17 protein-coding genes are annotated in these 19359 nt (G+C 61.2%); 10 read left to right on the top strand and 7 right to left on the bottom strand.

The window, feature by feature from the left end; genetic code table 11:
- Nucleotides 1-51 precede the first annotated feature (51 nt).
- A complete protein-coding gene (locus tag ACFRFQ_RS22390; RefSeq protein WP_033230796.1) occupies nucleotides 52-417 on the top strand; it encodes a DUF1844 domain-containing protein in 366 nt (121 codons plus the stop codon).
- A 15-nt stretch (nucleotides 418-432) separates the two neighbouring features.
- Nucleotides 433-852 (top strand): DUF1801 domain-containing protein, encoded by a 420-nt coding sequence (locus ACFRFQ_RS22385; protein ID WP_378662408.1) that lies wholly within the window; start codon nucleotides 433-435, stop codon nucleotides 850-852.
- Nucleotides 853-856: 4 nt separating this feature from the next.
- On the opposite strand, the gene ACFRFQ_RS22380 is transcribed toward ACFRFQ_RS22385, so the two are convergent.
- Entirely contained in the window at nucleotides 857-1576 is a 720-nt protein-coding gene (locus ACFRFQ_RS22380; RefSeq protein ID WP_378662405.1) for a helix-turn-helix transcriptional regulator, read from the bottom strand.
- A 77-nt stretch (nucleotides 1577-1653) separates the two neighbouring features.
- On the opposite strand from ACFRFQ_RS22380, the gene ACFRFQ_RS22375 reads away from it, so the two are divergent.
- Nucleotides 1654-2361, top strand: coding sequence for an alpha/beta fold hydrolase (locus ACFRFQ_RS22375; protein ID WP_378662402.1), 708 nt, complete (start codon nucleotides 1654-1656; stop codon nucleotides 2359-2361).
- Nucleotides 2362-2489: 128 nt separating this feature from the next.
- Here ACFRFQ_RS22375 and uvrA read toward each other — a convergent pair whose 3' ends face one another.
- The gene (gene uvrA / locus ACFRFQ_RS22370; protein WP_378662500.1) at nucleotides 2490-5450 is read right to left on the bottom strand and encodes an excinuclease ABC subunit UvrA; all 2961 of its coding nucleotides are present in this window, start codon (nucleotides 5448-5450) and stop codon (nucleotides 2490-2492) included.
- 180 nt (nucleotides 5451-5630) lie between these two features.
- Between uvrA and ACFRFQ_RS22365 the strand changes: the two genes are divergently transcribed.
- From ACFRFQ_RS22365 to ACFRFQ_RS22355, 3 genes are all read left to right on the top strand, one after another.
- Nucleotides 5631-6317, top strand: coding sequence for an MBL fold metallo-hydrolase (locus ACFRFQ_RS22365; RefSeq protein ID WP_378662399.1), 687 nt, complete (start codon nucleotides 5631-5633; stop codon nucleotides 6315-6317).
- Between the two features lie 137 nt (nucleotides 6318-6454).
- Nucleotides 6455-7294 (top strand): class I SAM-dependent methyltransferase, encoded by an 840-nt coding sequence (locus tag ACFRFQ_RS22360; protein ID WP_378662397.1) that lies wholly within the window; start codon nucleotides 6455-6457, stop codon nucleotides 7292-7294.
- 98 nt (nucleotides 7295-7392) lie between these two features.
- Entirely contained in the window at nucleotides 7393-8331 is a 939-nt protein-coding gene (locus ACFRFQ_RS22355; protein ID WP_378662394.1) for a DUF5996 family protein, read from the top strand.
- On the opposite strand, the gene ACFRFQ_RS22350 is transcribed toward ACFRFQ_RS22355, so the two are convergent.
- On the bottom strand, nucleotides 8332-9810 hold the full coding sequence (locus ACFRFQ_RS22350; protein ID WP_378662391.1) for an FAD-dependent monooxygenase: 1479 nt from the start codon (nucleotides 9808-9810) through the stop codon (nucleotides 8332-8334).
- Between the two features lie 174 nt (nucleotides 9811-9984).
- Here ACFRFQ_RS22350 and ACFRFQ_RS22345 point away from each other — a divergent pair, with 174 nt between their 5' ends.
- From ACFRFQ_RS22345 to ACFRFQ_RS22335, 3 genes are all read left to right on the top strand, one after another.
- Nucleotides 9985-10854, top strand: a complete 870-nt coding sequence (locus ACFRFQ_RS22345; protein WP_378662389.1) for a DoxX family protein — start codon at nucleotides 9985-9987, stop codon at nucleotides 10852-10854.
- 134 nt (nucleotides 10855-10988) lie between these two features.
- Nucleotides 10989-13271 (top strand): HelD family protein, encoded by a 2283-nt coding sequence (locus tag ACFRFQ_RS22340; RefSeq protein ID WP_378662386.1) that lies wholly within the window; start codon nucleotides 10989-10991, stop codon nucleotides 13269-13271.
- Nucleotides 13272-13321: 50 nt separating this feature from the next.
- Complete coding sequence (locus ACFRFQ_RS22335) at nucleotides 13322-13801, top strand: hypothetical protein (protein ID WP_378662384.1); 480 nt, start codon at nucleotides 13322-13324, stop codon at nucleotides 13799-13801.
- Here the strand turns inward: ACFRFQ_RS22335 and ACFRFQ_RS22330 are convergent, their stop codons facing one another.
- From ACFRFQ_RS22330 to uvrB, 3 genes are all read right to left on the bottom strand, one after another.
- A complete protein-coding gene (locus tag ACFRFQ_RS22330; RefSeq protein ID WP_033230819.1) occupies nucleotides 13802-14254 on the bottom strand; it encodes a universal stress protein in 453 nt (150 codons plus the stop codon). It lies immediately after the preceding gene.
- A gap of 159 nt (nucleotides 14255-14413) precedes the next feature.
- Nucleotides 14414-15289: a hypothetical protein gene (locus ACFRFQ_RS22325; RefSeq protein WP_378662380.1), complete on the bottom strand. Its 876-nt coding sequence runs from the start codon at nucleotides 15287-15289 to the stop codon at nucleotides 14414-14416.
- A 45-nt stretch (nucleotides 15290-15334) separates the two neighbouring features.
- Nucleotides 15335-17497, bottom strand: a complete 2163-nt coding sequence (gene uvrB / locus ACFRFQ_RS22320; RefSeq protein WP_378662378.1) for an excinuclease ABC subunit UvrB — start codon at nucleotides 17495-17497, stop codon at nucleotides 15335-15337.
- A 72-nt stretch (nucleotides 17498-17569) separates the two neighbouring features.
- Between uvrB and ACFRFQ_RS22315 the strand changes: the two genes are divergently transcribed.
- Nucleotides 17570-18088 (top strand): DUF402 domain-containing protein, encoded by a 519-nt coding sequence (locus ACFRFQ_RS22315; protein ID WP_378662375.1) that lies wholly within the window; start codon nucleotides 17570-17572, stop codon nucleotides 18086-18088.
- A 3-nt stretch (nucleotides 18089-18091) separates the two neighbouring features.
- Here ACFRFQ_RS22315 and coaE read toward each other — a convergent pair whose 3' ends face one another.
- Nucleotides 18092-19306: a dephospho-CoA kinase gene (gene coaE / locus ACFRFQ_RS22310; RefSeq protein WP_378662374.1), complete on the bottom strand. Its 1215-nt coding sequence runs from the start codon at nucleotides 19304-19306 to the stop codon at nucleotides 18092-18094.
- Nucleotides 19307-19359: the final 53 nt, after the last annotated feature.

Here is a 19359-nt window from a genome sequence, read left to right as displayed (position 1 = left end):
AAGGCAAGGCCAGATTGAACTGCTCCGCACCGTGATGGAATCCTTGCAGACATGAGTGAGAACTTCGAAGCAGATCAGAACACCGACGCGAACCCTGATGTCCGCGAACTCTCCGAGGTTCCCGCAGTCGAGGTCATCAGCCGCGCCGCCGTGATGCTGATGAGCTCCGCAGCAGAGAAGCTCGGCCTGTCCGACGCCGACCCGTCAGCCAGCCCGTACCTGGACCTGGACGAGGCACGTCGCGTCATCACCGCGCTGGCCGGTCTGGTCACCGCATCCGTCGAATACCTCGGCCCCCACGCCGGCCCCATTCGCGAAGGCCTGCAAGCCCTGCAGCGCGCGTTCCGAGAAGCCTCGTCGCATCCCGACGAGCCCGGCAAGGGCCCGGGCGAGAAGTTCACCGGCCCGGTCTACTGAGCCTGAAACACGACCGTGCCAACAGCGAACAAGACGCAGCCGTCCTCCGATGATGTCGGCGCCTTTGTCGATCGAATTGCCGACCCGGTCAAACGTGCCGACAGCATGGAATTAATATCCATGCTGTCGGCTGCGACCGGCGAACCGCCGGTGTTGTGGGGCACCAGCATCATCGGATTCGGTGCCCGCCACTACCGCTATGCCAGCGGTCACGAAGGTGACACCGCACTGATCGGGTTCTCACCCCGAGCCACCGCACTCACCCTCTATCTGTCGCTGAACTTCGACGACCACGGCGAGACCCTCGACCGTCTGGGCAAGCACAAGATCGGCAAAGGCTGCCTCTACGTCAAACGACTCAGTGACGTCGACCGTTCAGCACTTGAAGCACTGGTCGCGGAATCCGTTGCGGCGGCACGGAATATGAGCGCCTGAGCCCTCACCTCACGTCGGCCGCCGAGCGAGCCGTCGGCGGCGGTTCTCCGAACAGCGCAGTCTCGCGGGGAACGAAATGCACCTTCGTCAGAGTTGCCTTCTGGATCCGATCGAGACGGAACCACCGAACCGCGTCCCGCGTTCGGCACCACCCGATCAAGAACCACCGATCTCGGGTGTGAGCCAGCAAATGCGGCTCGACTGCGCGCGTAGATTCGGCCCCGTCCCCATCGATGTACCGCAACGACACGACGCACTTACGCTCCAATGCCTGCTCGATCGCGCGTCGGTTGACTCCTGACTCCTCATCAGCTTCTTCTTGTTCGCCATGACGGACCCAGACGCGCCCGCTGAGTTCCTCGACTCTGGCCCGACTGTCGGTGTCCATGACGTCCAGTAACTTCGCCAGTGCCGCTCGTCCGTCGTCCGCGAACGGAGCATCGCCGACAGCAGTCAACGCCAAGGCGATCGATACCGCCTGCGGGACAGTGAAATTCACCGGCGGCAACGTCGCGCGGCCGATCAATCGGTAGCCACCGCCAGGTCCGGATCGACCTTCGATCGCAGACCCCGACTCCATCAATGTCTCGATGTCTCGTTTGACCGTGCGCGACGTGACACCGAATTGCGCGGCAAGCCGCGTTGCACTTGACCCGCGGTCACCACGACGACGCAACTCCTCGAGGAGTGCATGCAATCTCGCCGCTCGATTCACGTTTTCCATTGTCGCAGTTTTCGATACCAAACGGTGACAAAATCAGTGACACTCAGCTGTCACCGATAGCCCACGACGATGGGTTCATGAAAACTCACATCGTTCTGGTTCCCGGATTCTGGCTTGGCGCATGGGCCTGGGACGCAGTACTCCCCCACCTCGAACGTCCCGACACCCGCGTCACCGCACTGACCTTGCCGGGACTCGACTCGGTGGCCTCACCCCGGCGCACTGTGACTCTCGATTCCCACGTCCGTGCAATTGTCGACGCCGTCTCGAGTTCGGACGAACGCACGATCCTCGTGGTCCACAGCGGCGCCGGAACGTCCGGCTATGCCGCCACCGATCGAGTACCCGACCAGATTGCGCGAATCGTCTACGTCGACAGCGGTCCGATGCCGGACGGCACCGCACTTCGACCCGATCTCGCCGACGATGCGGTCGAGATTCCACTACCGACCTGGGCGGAATTGGAAGCGGACGGGAGCAGCATCGACGGACTTGACGACGACGCTTTGACGGCTTTTCGGGGCCACGCCGTTCCCGAACCTGCGGGCGCAGCCCGCGACCAGATCGTCCTGACCGATCCGAGACGCTACGCCGTTCCCACCACTGTGGTGTGCAGCAGTTTCCCTTCAGACGTCATCAAGCAGATGGCTGACGGTGGATTTCCCGTTGGCGTCGAACTCGCGAAGTTGCCGGTGACGTACGTCGACCTTCCGACCGGACACTGGCCGATGTGGTCACGCCCGAAGGAGTTGGCTGAGGCAATCCTCGAGGCCGCCGACGCATAGCGTCACAATGTCGCCGACGCGTAGCGTCACAAAGTTACGGACGCTTAGCGTCACAACGCCGCCTCAGCAGTGATGCCGGGACCGACAAACCGTCCCGGCATCACCGACGTCGCACCTATCCCATCGGGTTAGGCCACCGATGCGGACTTCTTCCGCGGCGCAGCCTTCTTGGGGGCTGCGGCCTTCGCGGCGCGCTTCTTCGCCACAGTCTTCGTTTTCACAGGAGCCTTTTGCGCGCTGAGTACCTCGCTGAGGAACTTACCGGTGTAGCTCTCGGGGACTGCGGCGATTTCTTCCGGAGTTCCTTCTGCCACAACGGTTCCGCCACCGGATCCGCCTTCAGGTCCCATGTCGACAACCCAGTCCGACGTCTTGATGACGTCGAGATTGTGCTCGATCACGATGACGCTGTTGCCCTTGTCGACCAATCCGTTGATGACGATCAGCAACTTGCGAATGTCTTCGAAGTGCAGGCCAGTCGTCGGCTCGTCGAGGATGTAGACGGTACGTCCTGTGGAACGCTTCTGAAGCTCGGCGGCGAGCTTGACACGTTGAGCCTCGCCACCGGACAGTGTCGGTGCCGGCTGTCCCAGTCGGACATAGCCGAGACCGACGTCCACCAGAGTCTTCAAGTACCGGTGAATCGAGGTGACGGGCTGGAAGAACTCCGCTGCCTCTTCGATGGGCATGTCCAGCACCTCGGCGATGGACTTGCCCTTGTAGTGAACCTCGAGTGTCTCGCGGTTGTACCGAGCGCCGTGGCAGACCTCGCACGGAACGTAGACGTCTGGCAGGAAGTTCATCTCGATCTTGAGTGTGCCGTCACCCGAGCACGCTTCGCAGCGACCGCCCTTGACGTTGAACGAGAAACGCCCGGGCTGATAGCCGCGCACCTTGGCTTCGGTTGTGGCAGCGAACAGCGTCCGAATCTTGTCGAAGACACCGGTGTAGGTGGCTGCGTTGGACCGCGGGGTACGGCCGATCGGCGACTGATCGACCTGGACCAGTTTGTCGAGTTGGTCGAGCCCGTTGATTCGGGTGTGGCGGCCGGGCACCTGACGAGCACCGTTGAGCTTGTTTGCCATGACCGTGGCCAGGATGTCGTTCACCAGTGTCGACTTACCCGATCCGGAAACGCCGGTGACCGCGGTGAGAACACCCAACGGGAAGCTCACGTCGATACCGTCGAGGTTGTGCTCACGCGCACCGACAACGGTGACCTGACGCTTACGATCGACCGGGCGACGGATCTCGGGGACCTCGATGAACTTGCGCCCAGACAGGTACGCGCCGGTAATCGACTCGTCGCAGGTGAGCAACTCTTCGTACGGTCCGCTGTGGACGACCTGACCGCCGTGCTCGCCGGCATACGGACCGATGTCGACCACCCAGTCGGAGGTCCGAATGGTGTCTTCGTCGTGCTCGACCACAATCAGGGTATTGCCGAGATCGCGAAGCCTGGTCAGTGTTTCGATCAGGCGACGGTTGTCCCGCTGGTGCAAACCGATGGACGGCTCGTCCAGTACGTAGAGCACACCGACAAGGCCCGAACCGATCTGCGTTGCCAGGCGGATTCGCTGGGCCTCGCCACCGGACAGGGTGCCGGCGGCACGCGACAGTGAGAGGTATTCGAGGCCGACATCGAGGAGGAACCCGAGACGCGCCTGAACTTCCTTGAGCACCTGACCCGCGATGGCTTCTTCGCGTGAACCGAGGGTGAGGCTGTTGAGGAAATCTGCGCAGTCGGAAATCGAGAGTTCACAGACCTCCGCGATGGACTTGCTGCCGAAATCTCCGGCAGCAATGGTCACCGACAGGATTTCCGGACGCAGTCGCGCACCGCCACACGCAGGACACGGGGTGTCGCGCATGTAGCCGTCGTAGCGTTCCTTCATCTGATCGGATTCGGTCTGCTCGAGCCTGCGATGCAGGAAGGGCATGACGCCCTCGAACTCAGCGTAGTAAGAACGAGTACGGCCGTACCGGTTCTTGTACCGAACGTGGACCTGCTCCTCGCTGCCTTCGAGGATTGCCTTGCGCGCCTTGGCGGGAAGCTTGTTCCATGGCGTCTTCATGTCGAACCCGAGGATGTCCCCGAGACCCGACAGCAAACGTCCGAAGTACTCGGAACTCTGCCCCATCGACCACGGCGCGATAGCTCCGTCCTCGAGGCTCAACTCCGAATCGGGAACAACAAGTTCCGGGTCGACCTCTTTGCGGATACCGAGACCCGTGCACTCCGGGCAGGCTCCGTACGGCGAGTTGAACGAGAACGAACGTGGCTCGAGATCATCGATTGCGAGCGGATGAGCGTTGGGGCACGCCAGCTTCTCGGAGAATCGCCGCTCCCGGTCAGGCGCGTTTTCTTCACGGTCGACGAAGTCGAGAACAACAATGCCCTCGGCAAGACGAAGAGCGGTCTCCACCGAATCCGTGAGTCGCTGCTTGGAGCTTGCCTTCACCTGAAGCCGGTCGACGACAACTTCGATGTCGTGCTTTTCCTGCTTCTTCAGCTTGGGCGGATCAGTCAGAGGGTAAACGACGCCATCGACTCGGACGCGTGAGTAACCCTGTGTATTGAGCTGTTCGAAAAGATCGACGAACTCGCCCTTTCGGGTGCGCACAACCGGGGCGAGGACCTGGAACTTGATGCCCTCCTCCATGTCGAGCACCTGATCGACAATCTGTTGAGGGGTCTGGCGTGCGATTTTCTCACCACACACCGGGCAGTGAGCCGCACCCGCGCGGGCATAGAGGAGACGAAGGTAGTCGTAGACCTCGGTAATGGTTCCGACGGTTGATCGCGGGTTCCGGTTGGTCGACTTCTGATCGATCGACACCGCGGGCGACAAGCCTTCGATGAAATCGACATCAGGTTTGTCCATCTGACCCAGGAACTGACGCGCGTACGCCGAGAGCGACTCGACATACCGGCGCTGTCCTTCAGCGAAGATCGTGTCGAACGCAAGGCTGGATTTACCCGAACCCGACAAACCTGTGAAGACGATCATGCTGTCTCGCGGGAGATCCAGGTCGACTCCTCGCAGATTGTGCTCTCGCGCACCCCGCACGATCAGGCGATCCGACACACCAATTCCCTTCATCGACATTCATCTGGGGCTGTCCACCAGCGACATCACGGACATTACGAGCACTCACACCCAGTGAGTCCTCGAACGTCGCCATGGTAGGCCGAGCCACCGACATGTTTGAGCGCAAGCGCGAACCCAGCGTTCTACCAGCCCCTATTCGAAGGTAGCCTGCAAATCATGACGAATCAGCCCATCGTGATCGACAACTCCTACACCGGTCAGCTCTCCCCCGATTCTGCGCCTCAACGACGCACAATCGACAGCGCAACCATCACAAAGATGTCTGTCGGCCCCATGGACAACAACACCTACCTCGTGGTCTGTTCCGCAACCGGGAAATCACTCCTCATCGACGCGGCCAACGAAGCCGAGAAGATCGTTGCGCTGATCGAGCAAGAAGCTCCGGTATTCGATTCCATCGTCACCACACACCAGCACGGCGATCACTGGTTGGCACTGAAAGACGTCCACGCTGCCACCAATGTGCCAACCGCTGCGCATCCCCTCGACGCCGAAGCGCTTCCTGTGACTCCGGACGTACTGCTCGAAGACGGCGACACTGTCACGGTCGGAAACCTGAGCTTGGATGTCATCCACCTGTCCGGCCACACCCCTGGCTCTATCGCACTCGTGCTGACCGAACCGTCGGGCCAGGTTCACATCTTCACCGGCGACTCACTCTTCCCCGGCGGAGTGGGTAAGACGGCTGATCCCGAGAAGTTCGCCTCACTGCTCAACGACGTCGAAACCAAGCTCTTCGGCCGCTACGACGACTCCGCGATCGTCTACCCCGGCCACGGCAAGGACACGACACTCGGCGCCGAGCGACCGCACCTGCAGGAGTGGCGCGAACGCGGTTGGTGACCCCTGCCCCTCCCCAGCACGGCACATCCCCAGCGCGGCCCGAACATGCGCGTTGGGGATGACGGCCCGACTACGATGCCGTCGAGGGTCGTCATCACGACAAAACTCGATCCGCAGCCGACTCTGAGGGAGCAGCCATGCAAGAGGCAGATGCCATCGCCGCCAACAAGGCGAATTGGGATGATCGAGCCGACGTCCACGTGCGCTCCGACATGTATGACGTCGAACGCTTTCTGGCCGATCCCACAGTCATCTCGACGGTTGTGCAGAACGACCTCTCGGTGCTCGCCCCTCACCTGCCCGTATCGGGGATCCAGGGACGCTCGCTCCTGCATCTGCAATGCCATATCGGTACCGACACCCTCTCGTGGGCGAGACTCGGCGCGATCGACGTCCACGGACTCGACTTATCGCCCAAGTCTCTGCACCACGCAGCACGCATCGCAGAAGCCAACAGCCACGAGATCACCTGGGTGGAAGGCGACGCACGGTTCGCCGCCTCACTGATCAACCGGCGTTTCGAGATCATCGTCACCAGCACCGGGACAATCGTCTGGCTACCGGAGCTCGCCAACTGGGCCCAGTCGATCCACGACCTCCTCGAACCGGGTGGCGTATTCATGATCCGCGACGATCATCCGATCCTCGGCGCCCTGGCATTCGAACCGTGGAACATCACCGACGATTACCTTTCCGGCGGCGGAGTCCGAACCTACGAAGATTCCAGCTCGTACACCGACAACTCGACCGGCCAGATCGCACACGCCACCAATCACGAGTGGCGCCACGATCTGGGCGAGGTCATCGGTTCACTGCTTCGCGCAGGGTTACACATCGAATCGGTGGCCGAGCTGCCCTACATGGATTGGCCTGCCTTCCCTGAGCTCATTCCCTGCGCCAATGGATGGGAATTGGCGCAGGGGTCGCCGAGGATCCCGTTGAACTTCGCTGTCGTAGCACGGCGCCCGCTGTCGTGACCTAGCGGTTTTGTACACGTCGAATATGTACACGTCGAACCCACTCGTGCCAGACTCCGAAGAAGGCCCGATTGTCGATCGAGTGCGGAGGACGTCGAATGACAACATCCAACACGCCGGCGGATTGGCCCGCGTTGCGAGTGGACGACTGGACCGACACGCGCGACACCCTGCACATGTGGGTGCAGATCGTGGGCAAGATTCGACTTGCGTGTTCACCACTGATCAACCACTGGTGGCAGGTCACCCTGTACGTCACTCCGCGGGGGTTGACAACGTCGTCCATCCCCTACGGCGATCGCATTTTCGATATCGAGTTCGATTTCTGCGAACACCAACTACGCATCCGCGACAGTTCCGGGGCGTCACATGAGATTCCGCTCGAACCTCAATCGGTATCGACGTTTTATGCACGCACGATGGAAGCCCTACGTGCGCTGAATATTTCAGTGGACATTGCGCCGACACCGAATGAGGTTGATCCCGCGCTTCCGTTTGCCGACGATCACGTCCACTGTTCGTACGACGCCGAAGCCGTCCACCTCTTCTGGCGCCAACTTGTTCAAGCCCACCGGGTCATCTCGGAGTTCCGCGCGGGATTCATCGGAAAGGTATCGCCAGTCCATTTCTTCTGGGGCGCAATGGACCTCGCGTGTACTCGATTCTCCGGACGAACAGCGCCACCACACCCGGGAGGAGCCCCCAACTGTGGCGACTGGGTGATGGTGGAAGGTTACTCCCACGAATTGAGCAGCTGCGGCTTCTGGCCAGGTGGCGGAGAGGAAGGTGCGTTCTATTCGTACTCGTACCCCGCGCCTGCCGGGTTCGAGGCGTACCACGTCGAACCGTCAGCTGCGTTCTACAGCAAGGATTTCGGTCAATTTCTTCTGCCGTACGAAGCAGTCCGAACCTCCGCCGAACCCGAGGCGACACTGCTGTCGTTCTTACAGACCACATACGCTGCCGCCGCTGATTCCGGGCACTGGGATCGAGCCGCGCTGGAAAGCGACCCGAATCGCTGGGCGTCACAGCCATGACTAATGCGCTCCGGTCCACCTCGACAGCGCTACTGACCAACCCGGCTCACCCGCGCGAGAAATAGAACTCCCGGCCCACGCTACGTAGCCGTCGGGCCGTACGAGTAGTGCCGGTCCGTCGTCCGTGCGTCGCGCTTGGACGAGTAGATCGGTTCCTGGGTTCTGCATCGCCGAGGTGGTCCCGTGCTCGCGGATGAATACAAATCCTGGCCGGCGTTGCAGTTCCGTGAGACGCCCCTCGTGAAGTGGCACTTCCGTTGCACGAGTTCCGACCAGATCACTCTGGCCGTCAGAGGAGGGATAACGCAGCTCAGTACCCGCGAAACTCCCGGCGACGACGTCCCGCACCTTCGGGATCGACAGAATATGCGGAGCAAGGACATCGCGCAGAAACCTGGCAGGGCGCGGATGCAAAGTGACGGCGCGCATCATCAGCCCCGACTGCCGCACCACTCGCTTCCCGATCGGATGCCGCTCGCAGTGATACGTGTCCAGGATCGAATCGTCACCCCCTGCCAGTACAGCGCCGAGTTTCCAGGCCAGGTTCACACCGTCCTGGATTCCGGTGTTCATTCCTTGTGCGCCCATCGGCGAGTGCACATGCGCTGCGTCCCCCACCAAAAACACTCTGCCGCTGCGATAGTCGCGAACCTGACGCTCGTCGCAGTGGAAACGCGAATGCCAGCCAACGTCGACGACGCCCACGTCACGTCCCATGGCCCGGTTCAACGAACCCACGATCTCGGCCTCTCCCACCGGATCGGTATCGGGAACCTGACGCTCTCGATCCCAGGTCATCGAGCGATACCAAGCGCCGTCACTGTCCTCATTCCCGTAGGGCGCAAGGAATCCGAACTCGCGCGGTGTATCGCCAAGCGTGAGGCCGCCGCCCTGCGGTCCGGCAGTCAATTTCACATCAGCCAACACCACCGACGACAGCACGGACTTCCCGGGGAAATCCATCGCGACCAGACCACGGACCGTACTGTGTGCGCCGTCTGCCCCGACGACATACGTGGCGCGCCACGTCATCGGGGACGAAGGGTTGTCATCGTCTTTGGGTCGAGCGGTGAGTGTGACTCCGGTGGCGTCCTGAATGAGGCCGACCAGTGCCATACCGCGATGAATGTCGACTCCCTGTTCCTTGGCATAGCGCTCGAGGGCTTGATCGACGTTGGTCTGCGGAGTGATCATCGCGAACCGGTAGCGAGATCTCAGGTGGGTGAGGTCCAGCTTCGCGCCCTTGAACAGATTGATGCCGGGAGTGGTCGTGCTCGTCGCAAGTAGCTGGTCTGCCAACCCACGCGCATCGAGCAACTCCAGTGTTCTCGCCATCGTTGCAAACGCCCGGCTGGACGGGTTGACCGTCGGCCACTTCTCCACAACGGCAACCGAGCGTCCCAGCCGCGCAAGATCACCCGCGACGGTCATGCCTGCTGGGCCACCACCGACCACCACTACGTCGACATTGTGATCCATGTTCAAACCTCCCAGACCATCGTCCCAAGGTGTGTCGCAGCCGAGTTTCGGTTAATTCTTCGCTGATGGACGCCGTTTTTACAGTCTTGCCACACTGGCCGGCAGGACGTAACCCGTCCCGGGTTCCGTTCGAATCGCTAGTGTGGAAAGGACCTACATCGGGAGGCTTGGAACATGCTGGTACGTCGAATTGCTCGTCCGCTTCTTTCCACCATTTTCATTGCCGGGGGGATCGACGCGCTCCGTAATCCTGCGCAGCGCGCGGCAAAAGCAACTCCACTGATCGACAAATCAGTGGAAACACTCCCCGGCGCGGTGACACAAAAACTACCCGCAGATCCAGAGACGCTGATCAAGCTCAACGCGGTAATCCAGATCGGCGGTGGAGCGTTGCTCGCAAGCGGAAAGGCTCCGCGTATTGCGTCGTTGGCACTGGCTGGAAGCCTGGTCCCCACCACAGTTGCGGGCCATGATTTCTGGAACGAGTCCGACCCCACACTTCGCGCGATGCAACGCACCAACTTCATCAAGAACGTCAGCCTGCTCGGCGGCCTGATGATTGCCGCCGTCGACACCGAAGGCAAACCGTCACTCGGATGGCGCGGTCGTCGCGCTGCGCGGAAGGCTCAGGCATCGATCGCGGCGGCGATCCCCTTGGCAGCCGCAAACCACGACGAGCACACCGGTGAACGTCTCGAGCACGCCCTCAGCGTTGCCTCGGAGCGTGGCACGGAACTCGCCGAAGCTGCGAAGGTGCACGGTTCCGAATTGCTCGAGATCGCAAAGGAACGAGGCCCCGAGATTCTCGAGGTCGCACAGAAGCGCGGTGCGGAACTGGCCGAGACGGCCCGCGAGCGTGGGTCGGAACTGGCGGAGTTCGCCGGCAAGCGCGGCGCCGAGTTTGCAGAACTTGCGCTCGAAAAAAGCAACGAATGGGCAGAGACGGCATCCGAACAGTCCGAGGTCCTCGGAAAGCGTGCCCGCAAACGAGCCGAAATTGCCCTGGCCAAGGCCCGCGAGAAGCGTGACGAATTGACTCACTGACACAATCGAACGCCCGGTCAGGCCACCTTCGGGTGGCCTGACCTCGTTGGATACATCCCATTCACCTAAGCGAACTAGACTGTCTTGGCACTTTTGCGGTGCTCGAACTTCTTTCACCAAGCCTAGGAGAACCCTTGCCCGACGCGGACCCGTCACACACCGAGCAACAGCTCGAACAGCAGTACGTGACGATGCTGTATTCCCGTCTCGACGAGCTCCGGAAGCATGCCAAATCGCGCCTGAGCACTGTCTTGCTGGAAAGCGGTGGAACCCCGCAGGCACGCAGCGAACGGGAATCGTTCAATGCGATGTACACCGAGGATCTAGCCAAGTACGACGCAGCCGAGAATGGACTGTGCTTCGGCAGAATCGATTTCGACGAAGAACATCGCTACGTCGGACGCCTCGGGATTCTCGACACCGAGAACGACTACGAGACGCTCCTCCTCGACTGGCGCGCCCCGATGGCCCGCCCGTTCTACCTCGCGACACCGGCGGCACCGGAAGGCGTGAAGCGTCGACGCCACATCCGAAGCCGTAGTCGCGCGGTTACCGGTATCAACGACGAATACCTCGACCTCGACGCGGCTCGCGCTGCCGGTGTTGTCACCGAAGCCGGTGGCGTGGCCGGGGAGAGCGCCCTGCTCGACGCGTTGAACGCTGCGCGCACCGGCCAGATGAACGACATCGTGGAAACCATCCAAACCGAGCAGGATTCGATCATCCGATCCGAACACAAGAGTGTGCTCGTGGTTCAGGGTGGCCCCGGTACCGGCAAGACCGCTGTCGCACTCCACCGTGCGGCGTTCCTGCTGTACACCTATCGCCAGCAGTTGGCGAAGGCCGGAGTGCTCATCATCGGCCCCAACGCAACATTCCTCGACTACATCAGCCAGGTACTCCCGTCACTGGGTGAGACCGGCGTTCTCCTCTCCACCATCGGCGACCTGTATCCCGGAGTGCGCGCAACACGAATCGATTCGCTAGCGGCCGGTGAGATCAAGGGCTCTCTCGACATCCTCGACGTACTCAAGAACGCTGTCCGCGATCGCCAGGAAGTACCGTCCTCGCCGATTGTTCTCCGCTTCGACACCTACGACCTGAAACTGGATCGAAAGACAGTCACCAAAGCTCGCGGCCGTGCCCGCTCGTCACGTCGTCCGCACAACTTGGCCAGGCCGATCTTCGTCTCCGCGGTCATCGAAGCCCTCGCTCTGCAGATGGCCGAGATCATCGGCGGAAATCTGGTGGACGGCGGTTCGCTCCTGAGTCGGGACGACATAGCCGACATCCGCGACGAGATGCGCGAAGACGCCGACATCATGTCCGCAATCGGCGCACTGTGGCCCGAGTTGTCGCCGCAACAGATTCTTGCCGAACTCTGGACGTCACCGAGACGACTGGAGAAGGCCGCTCCACAATTCGACGACAACCAGCGCTCTGAACTTCTGCAGAGCGTCGGCCCCGGATTCAGTGCTGCCGATGCACCACTACTCGACGAGCTGGCCGAAATTCTCGGCGTCGACGACGCCGCGGAACGCGAACGGGCACAACGGCAATGGCGCGCGCAGATCGCCGACGCCCAGGGCGCTCTCGACATTCTGACGGGATCGGCGCCGCAGGATCTCGAAGACGAGATGGATCCCGAGATCCTGATGGCGTACGACCTGATCGACGCCAGCCAACTCGCGCAGCGTCACGATCTGGGTCAGCATCAGACCACTGCCGAGCGGGCAGCAGGCGATCGAACTTGGACATACGGTCACGTGATCGTGGACGAGGCCCAGGAGTTGTCAGCGATGGCGTGGCGGATGTTGATGCGCCGCATACCTAATCGTTGGATGACCTTGGTGGGTGACACAGCGCAGACGGGTGATCCCGCCGGCACGTCGTCATGGCAGACGATCCTCGAACCGTATGTCGCACAGCGTTGGAAGCTCACCCAGCTGACCGTGAACTATCGAACCCCGTCGGAGATCATGGATGTGGCACACCGGGTGCTCGAAGAGATCGATCCAACGCAAGCAGTACCCCGGTCGGTCAGAGACAGCGGTTTTGCGCCGTGGTCACTGAACACAACAACGGAGAATCTCGAGGAAACGGTGCGTCGCTGCATCGAGCACGAGTCTCACCCCGGCCTGACCGCCGTCATCGCCGGGCACGAGACGGTGAAGAATCTGTCCGGCCTCGCCGGCGACTCGGTCAGCGTGCTCTCCGTCAAGGACGTCAAAGGCCTGGAATTCGACACCGTTTTCATCGTCGAACCCACTGACATCCTCGATGAATCGCCACGAGGCATGAATGACCTGTACGTCGCGTTGACGCGCGCAACACAGCGACTCGGCATCATTCACGTCGAATCGCTCCCGGCTGTGCTCGACGACATCGCCGAAGCTGCATTCACGCCCGTGACGTAACGCGGCAGAGTAGGTTCTCTCGTGCCACTTCTACTGAAGGAAATCTTCTCGTGACCGCTCCGACCGCCACACGCATGCCGCGGTGGCTACTCCGTCGTCGCCCACACGTCGTCGGAACTGCGCTGATCGGCCTGTGCGCCGGGATGTTGATCGGATGCTCTCAGGCAGAGTCTTCGGCGACGGATACTGACGCATACACCACTGACGTGGTCGACTCACCCGAAGATCAGGCACTAGCGCAGTTCCGGGACGCGATCATGGCCGACGGCGTCACGACGCCGCTCACCGACGACACCCTGCAAGCACTCGGGGACGGAATCTGCCGCCAGTTGGCCGTGGGTACGGAACGAGCGACGATCATCGAGAATTTGCGTAGCGTGACACACAACGGTGCCACCAGCCGACCAGGCCAGCTCCAAGACGTCGAAGGCACCGAAAACAGTTCGGCCGCATCGTCGATCGATGCCGATCCCTATCGATTGGGAACAGTGATCGTCGATGCGGCCGAAGCAGAATACTGCAGAGATTAGTCAGCGAACGGTATGAACGATCAGGACGTCGGATGTTGCCTTTCGTGCAGCATCCGACGGTACCGATCCGAGTAGACGACCGGTCAGTGTATTGAGTCCACGGTTACCGATGACCAGCAAGTCCCCTTCGACCTCGTCGAGCAAGGCGAGCAACGACTCGACTGGCGCTCCGACGATTGCCCGTTCCACGACCTTTTCCGCACCGGCGGCATGGGCGCGCTCTCGGGCGGTTCGGAGGATTTCGTAGGTGGGGGTCGAACCTGTGACCTGGTATGCCTCATCGCCGAGTACATCGGCCGCAGCGCTGACATCCTTGGGGTCTGCCGGGTAGTACGCGCACGCGATGATCAACTGTGCGCTGGCGTCAGCGGCAATGCTTGCGGCCCTGTCGACTGCTTTCAGTGACGACTCGGAGCCATCGGTTCCTACGACAACGGTCCGGTAGGCACTCATTCATCCTCCATGGTTACGAGATAGTCAGCGGTTACGGGGTAGTCAGCGCTGCTGACATTAGCGGGCAGAGCGCGGGAAAAGTGCCATTTGCCATACACACCACAACACCGCAGTGAATGTGATCTGCAGTCACATCAAAAAATTACACTGAATTCCCGCTCAGCGCAGGCTTCCGAATCGCGGACCGAAGAGTGCGGCGGGAAACACTTCCTGTTCGATCAGCGCCGCACGCCACGGCGCTGCCAGTTCGAGAAGCCTGTCGGCTCCGGATTCACCCAACGCGTCCCACGGCGCCAACGCCAGATCGTCCGTCAAGTCCTCCACGACGTCGCGCAGTTCCTGTCCGTCCTCGGTCAATACTCCCGACTTACGATCGAGCAACTCTCGGTCCTGAAGACCCTGAACGGCTTGCTCCCACTGCTCCGTAGACCACCCACGACGACTCTGGGCAAACTTTTTCTGGAATCCGATACCGGTGGCCGTGTGCGTAATCAAGGCTTCCAACCCGTTCAGTCCGGCAGTCTGCAACGCTGCGATGTGGCCGTCGCCCCGGTACTCCCGCAGCAGCGTCAGTGCATGCCAGAACGCGACGTGCGGCAAGGTCGGCCACTCGACCGACGCCCAACCTGCATACAGCGGACGCCCCTCGACTCCGGGAATGTTCCGCGCCGCAATGGAAACCAACTCGGCAGCCTCAGCCATGTCCGGTGACGACGTCACATCTTCGCCGAGAAGGCGAACGTACGCAGCGTCGATAGCGCGGTAGCGCGCAGCAACAATCTCCGACGGCTTCGCGAGATCCCACGCGCGCGGAATCACGCTGGCCACCAAGTCGGGATTGAAGTTGTAGAACGCCGACGCCACCACGGTGGCAGGCGGAGTACCTAGTGGCGCAGCACGACCCGCGAAATACACCATCCGGCCCGGTTCAAGCCCGAGCGCAACCAATTCCTTTTCCGTCTCCGGAACGAAGTACGCCAACGAATGGAGAAGTTCGAGAGTACGGCCGGTCTTACCGGCAGTCTGTGGATCCATAGGTGAACCGTAGCGGGCGACCCCGATTCACACACATTGCATGAGCTACTTCAATCCGGCCGCGTCCATGCCTCGAAGCTCCTTCTTGAGGTCCGAGATTTCATCACGCAAACGACCGGCCAACTCGAACTGCAAGTCTCGGGCGGCATTCATCATCTGATCGGTGAGTTCCTTGACCAGGTCTGCCAATTCGGCGCGAGGCATCGATTTCGTGTCGCGGCCTTCGTACACGCCCGCACTGACCGCACGGCCTGCTTCGCCCTGTGCTCGACGACCACGCGTCGCGTTGCGCCCCGAACCACCGATGTCGACGGACGCCGCAGTATCCTCGGCTTCCTCGTACACCTGATCGAGAATGTCCGCGATCTTCTTACGAAGAGGCTGGGGCTCTACTCCCATCTTCTGGTTGTATTCGATCTGCTTCTCACGGCGACGCTCGGTCTCTTCGATTGCCTGCGCCATGGACGCAGTGATCTTGTCCGCGTACATGTGGACCTGGCCGGACACGTTACGAGCTGCACGGCCGATAGTCTGGATAAGGCTGGTGGAGCTTCGCAGAAAGCCCTCCTTGTCGGCATCGAGAATGGCAACAAGCGACACCTCGGGAAGGTCGAGGCCCTCACGAAGAAGGTTGATGCCCACCAGAACGTCGTACTCCCCCAACCGCAACTGCCGCAGCAGTTCGACGCGGCGCAAGGTGTCGATGTCGGAGTGCAGATACCGAACCCGGATTCCTAGTTCGAGCAGGTAATCGGTGAGGTCTTCCGACATCTTCTTGGTCAAGGTCGTGACAAGAACGCGCTCGTCCTTTGCAGCGCGTTCCTGGATCTCGTGAACCAGATCGTCGATCTGCCCCTTGGTCGGTTTGACGATCACCTCGGGATCGACGAGACCCGTCGGACGAATCACCTGCTCGACGAACTCACCACCGGCTTGCCCCAACTCGTACTTGCCCGGTGTTGCCGACAGGTAGACGGTCTGACCGATGCGCTGGCTGAATTCCTCCCACGTCAACGGGCGGTTATCGGTCGCCGACGGTAGACGGAAGCCGAACTCCACCAAGTTGCGCTTGCGCGACATATCGCCCTCGTACATGGCGCCGATCTGCGGAACAGTCACATGCGACTCGTCGATGACCAGCAGAAAGTCCTCGGGGAAATAGTCGATCAGTGTGGCCGGCGCAGTGCCAGGTCCACGACCGTCGATATGCCGCGAGTAGTTCTCGATGCCGGAGCAGAATCCGACCTGTTTGATCATCTCCAGGTCGTACTGCGTTCGCATCCGTAGCCGCTGCGCCTCGAGCAGTTTGCCCTTGCCCTCCAACTCTTCGAGGCGTTGCTCCAACTCTTCCTCGATGTCTTTGACCGCACGCTCGAGACGCTCGGGGCCGGCAACATAATGGGTCGCAGGGAAGATCCGAACCGTATCCACTTTCCGGACGATGTCGCCGGTGAGCGGATGAAGGTAGTACAGCGCCTCGATCTCGTCGCCGAAGAACTCGATACGAACGGCCAATTCTTCGTACGACGGGATGATTTCCACCGTATCGCCCCGGACGCGGAACGAACCACGGGTGAACGCGACATCGTTTCGGTTGTACTGCACGTCGACCAGAAGGCGCAGAAACGCATCACGCGGAACCTCGACGCCTACCTCGAGCGAGATGGAGCGATCCAGGTAGGACTGCGGTGTGCCGAGACCGTAAATGCACGACACGGACGCGACCACGACAACGTCCCGCCGCGAGAGCAGGCTCGACGTAGCGGAGTGGCGCAAGCGTTCGACATCGTCGTTGACCGACGAGTCTTTCTCGATGTACGTGTCCGTTTGAGCGATATAGGCCTCAGGTTGGTAGTAGTCGTAATACGAGACGAAGTATTCGACCGCGTTGTTCGGCAACATCTCGCGAAGCTCGTTCGCAAGCTGGGCAGCCAGGGTCTTGTTCGGTGCCATCACCAGCGTCGGCCGCTGCACACGCTCGATCAGCCAGGCGGTCGTCGCAGATTTACCGGTGCCGGTGGCACCGAGAAGGACTACATCCTTCTCCCCCGCGTTGAGCCGTTTCTCCAGCTCGGCGATGGCAGCGGGTTGATCGCCGGCAGGCTCGTATTCACTGACGACCTCGAACCTGCCGTCAGAGCGTTCGATGTCGCTGACCGGACGGAACTCGGAATGTGCGACGACTGGATGTTCGGAAGCAAACGCCATGAAACCAGGGTATGCGCACCCACCGACATCATGCGTGGGCACAAGCTCACCGCAGCGGTAGGTTCATGCATCATGAGCGAAGCACGCATCCACATTCACTCGCCCAAAGTCGAGACATTCGACCTCGAGGCCCGAACCAACATCGATCCCAAGGGCTTCGTTCGCCAGGTCGAGTACTATCGCGAAGAGCCATGGGGCCTGTACATGGGCCGACATGCAGACCATCCACAGTTCCACTACCTGGAATCGTGGATTCTCCCCGACCTCGGAATCCGAGCGTCGATCTTCCACTTCACGCCGGGGCACGAACGCGACCAGGATCACTACATCGACATCGGCACCTTCACGCGCGGTGAGCATGTTTGGACGTCCGAGGACCACTATCTCGATCTGATCGTGCAGACCGGTCGCAGCACCGAACTACTCGACGTCGACGAACTCCTCGAAGCGCACGCCTCCGGAATTCTCGACGCGCAGACTTCCGAACAGGCGATGCTGACCGCAGCCCGCACGATTGACGGCATCGCCGCCCACGGTCACGATCTCGGCGCGTGGCTGTTGTCCATGGGTATGCCGATCACCTGGCGGTAGGTGTCAGGCTGTCCAACTCGACTTGTCGGCCCATTCCCACGCCCGGTGGTATGCAGCGTCGAACCACGGCGTCTTGACCGCGAGGTACGCGTCGATCGCCGTGGCGTAGTCGTCGATTCCGGATGCATGTTCCGCGGCCCGGACTTTCAACGCGGCATATTCGGCGCAGGCGTCACTATCCGCCCGCAGCCAGTCTCGGAACAACAAAGCGAACTGCTGGCCAGGCCAACCGTCGACGCGAACATGGATGTACGCCGGTCGACCGGGATCAGCGCTGGCATGAATACGCTTCGCCCACACGCTCGGGTCGGTTTCGCCGCCCAGATACGCAGGTTTCGGGTCGTCTGCGACGATGTGCTCGAGACGCGGAAAACCGCCGGCCGCAAGATCCGCGGCCAAGTCGTCCGCAATTCCGAGGTGTTCGACAGTGATCTGAATATCGATCACGTCTTTCGCGTCGAGTCCGGGTACGGCAGTGGAACCGATGTGATCGATACGCGTAGCTCGATCACCGCACAGCAGCGCCAACCGATTGATCAGTCGAGCTGCCTGCTCTGGCCACTCCGGATCCGCGGGGCTCAGCTCCGGCAATACACGAACCGCTGTTCCCGTACGCAGATTTTCCTCGAACGGTGCGATTCGCTGTGCCCACAGCTCGCGAACTACAGCGTCCAAGACTCCTGGATCACCGCTGTTGTCGAGCCACACATCCGCGACAGCGCGGCGCTGATCGTCAGTCGCCTGCGCCGCGATCCGGGCGCGGGCATCACTCTCGGGCATCCCGCGTGATTCGACCAACCGTCGGACACGTTCTTCGGCGTCGACGTACACGATGACAACCAGATTGAAGGCCGGAGCCATTCCCGCTTCGACCAGCAGCGGGATGTCCTGCACCAGAACAGAATCCTCCGGCGCGGCAGCAAGACGCTCGGCCGTGCGATGGCCGATCAACGGATGCAGGATCGAATTGAGAGTTCCGCGGGACGCGTCGTCGGCAAACGCCAACGCCGCTAGCGCCGGTCTGTCGAGGCTACCGTCGGCAGCGACAATGCCGTCACCGAACGCTTGCGCCAACTCGGCCAACCCGGGAGTTCCTGGTTCGACGACCTCTCGGGCGATCAGGTCGGCATCAACGATCACTGCTCCCAGTTCGGTGAGGATTTTCGACACAGTCGACTTGCCGGCTCCGATGCCTCCAGTGAGGCCAACTCTCAACACAACCGACAGTCTCTCACCTATGCTCACGGCACGAGATTCGAGTCCTGAAATCG

The organism is Rhodococcus sp. NPDC056743 (assembly GCF_042790355.1).
Lineage (GTDB): Bacteria > Actinomycetota > Actinomycetes > Mycobacteriales > Mycobacteriaceae > Rhodococcus_F.
The sequence above is the reverse complement of the archived record's forward strand: the minus strand, read 5'-3'. Positions and strand labels throughout refer to the sequence as shown.

Bases quoted from the DNA above. Each gene is read 5' to 3' on its own strand.
- ACFRFQ_RS22365 (WP_378662399.1), top strand. From the start codon at position 5,631: ATGACGAATCAGCCCATCGTGATCGACAACTCCTACACCGGTCAGCTC.
- ACFRFQ_RS22375 (WP_378662402.1), top strand. From the start codon at position 1,654: ATGAAAACTCACATCGTTCTGGTTCCCGGATTCTGGCTTGGCGCATGG.
- ACFRFQ_RS22355 (WP_378662394.1), top strand. From the start codon at position 7,393: ATGACAACATCCAACACGCCGGCGGATTGGCCCGCGTTGCGAGTGGAC.
- ACFRFQ_RS22390 (WP_033230796.1), top strand. From the start codon at position 52: ATGAGTGAGAACTTCGAAGCAGATCAGAACACCGACGCGAACCCTGAT.
- ACFRFQ_RS22380 (WP_378662405.1), bottom strand. From the start codon at position 1,576: ATGGAAAACGTGAATCGAGCGGCGAGATTGCATGCACTCCTCGAGGAG.
- ACFRFQ_RS22330 (WP_033230819.1), bottom strand. From the start codon at position 14,254: ATGAGTGCCTACCGGACCGTTGTCGTAGGAACCGATGGCTCCGAGTCG.
- ACFRFQ_RS22345 (WP_378662389.1), top strand. From the start codon at position 9,985: ATGCTGGTACGTCGAATTGCTCGTCCGCTTCTTTCCACCATTTTCATT.
- uvrB (WP_378662378.1), bottom strand. From the start codon at position 17,497: ATGGCGTTTGCTTCCGAACATCCAGTCGTCGCACATTCCGAGTTCCGT.
- ACFRFQ_RS22325 (WP_378662380.1), bottom strand. From the start codon at position 15,289: ATGGATCCACAGACTGCCGGTAAGACCGGCCGTACTCTCGAACTTCTC.
- ACFRFQ_RS22350 (WP_378662391.1), bottom strand. From the start codon at position 9,810: ATGGATCACAATGTCGACGTAGTGGTGGTCGGTGGTGGCCCAGCAGGC.
- ACFRFQ_RS22315 (WP_378662375.1), top strand. From the start codon at position 17,570: ATGAGCGAAGCACGCATCCACATTCACTCGCCCAAAGTCGAGACATTC.
- ACFRFQ_RS22360 (WP_378662397.1), top strand. From the start codon at position 6,455: ATGCAAGAGGCAGATGCCATCGCCGCCAACAAGGCGAATTGGGATGAT.